Origin of the sequence: Massilia sp. MS-15 (genome assembly GCF_020176695.1) — a bacterium.
Classification (GTDB): Bacteria; Pseudomonadota; Gammaproteobacteria; order Burkholderiales; family Burkholderiaceae_D; genus Telluria; species Telluria hydrophila.
The window spans coordinates 1-1,436 of sequence record NZ_JAIWIA010000096.1 but is presented as its reverse complement, the minus strand read 5'-3'; the positions used below and the strand labels follow the sequence as shown (position 1 = coordinate 1,436).

General features: G+C 69.6%; 2 protein-coding genes. Both read right to left on the bottom strand.

From position 1 onward, the window contains the following. Positions 1–979 (bottom strand): CHASE domain-containing protein (locus LCI23_RS20430; RefSeq protein ID WP_224948274.1); only part of this gene is annotated, 979 nt, incomplete at its 3' end. Between the two features lie 140 nt (positions 980–1,119). Further along, a partial coding sequence (locus tag LCI23_RS20425) for a sensor histidine kinase (protein ID WP_235584520.1) occupies positions 1,120–1,436 on the bottom strand: 317 nt, incomplete at its 5' end.

Here is a 1,436-nt window from a genome sequence, read left to right as displayed (position 1 = left end):
GCGCACTGCGCTCGATGCTGAAGTCGGCGCGCCATTCGCGCTGGTTGAAGCGCACCGGCAGGCTGGCGTGCAGCACCCCGTCGCCATCGCTTGCCGGCGCCGCCGCCGGTGGCGCGGCGCCCGCCTGGCTATCGTACAGGACCGGACTGGGAGGCGCCTCGCCCGGCGCCATGGGAGGGGCCTCGACATCGGTCAGTACCAGGCGCACGCCCTTCACGGGAAAGCCTTCGAGCACGCCGCCGACCATCCGGTCCACGCCGAAGTTGATGCCGACCGAACCGAGGTAGGCGGCGCGGCGTCGGGCAAGGGTGTCGGCCGGCATGCCGCCGCGGTACACGGGCAGGCGCATGCCGAGCACGGTGCCGCCCTGGTCGTACCGGCCGAACCCGGAAACCCGGATTCCCGAGGTAGTGATCGTATTGCCGTCGCGCGAAGCGTACAGGAGGCGGCGCAGATGGCCGTTCTCCTCCAGGTCGGTGCCGAGCTTGGCGAGTGTATGCGGATTGGCCGGCTCGATCCGGACGATCACGGTATGCTTGGCGCGGCCGGGGACGGGGACCAGGCCGCGGGCGGGCGCCGGCATGCCGGCCGCGCGCAGCCGTTCCCGCAGTTCGGCATCGAGCGCCGCCAGTGCGCCGGGCCCGACGCTGCGCGCGTAGTTCAGGGCGACGATGCCCGGGAAGTTGCGTGGCGTGTCGAGCTGCTCGACGTATGCGCGGAACTCGCCGTCGCTGGTGTCCGGCCTGGCGTGGAACAGGCCGGCCGCGCCGCGCAGGACGTCCGTATAGCTCTTGATGCGGGCGTCGATCGCATACTGGGTGGCGCGCGCCATGCCGCGAAAGCGTTCCTCGGCATCGCTTTCGATGGCCTCGGCGGTCGCCAGGTAGAAGCCGGCGCCGATCGTGATCGACAACAGGGCTCCGGTGAACACCACCGCCGGCGTGGCGGGCGGACAGGTGGATCGACGGGAGAAAGGCATGGTGCTTCGTCTCGCTTCCTGGGTTGAATGTGCCGCGTCCCGGCACATCATGCATACGCTAAGCGTGTTCCAGGAACAAGGTACCTAGCAGAAATGATAGGTTTGCATATAAGCAACAGTCCTGGGAGCGGACCGGCTTCTCAGGCTGGCACGGATAGCGACGCGGTGCTGTCCTGCGCGAGGGCGGGCGTGGCCGCCCGGCCGCGCACCGGCACGCTCACGACGACGGTGGTGCCGCCGCGTGGCCCGCTGTTGATCGAGAAGCTGCCGCCGAGGATGTTGATCCTTTCCTCGATGCCCACCAGCCCGAAGGACCCGCTGCGGTTGCGGCTGCCCGGGGCGATGCCGATGCCGTTGTCGCGGACCGTCATCGTCAGCGTGCCGGCATGCTGGCGCAGGTCGATCCATACCCGGCTCGCCTGCGCATGCCGGGCCACGTTGCTGAGCGACTCCTGCA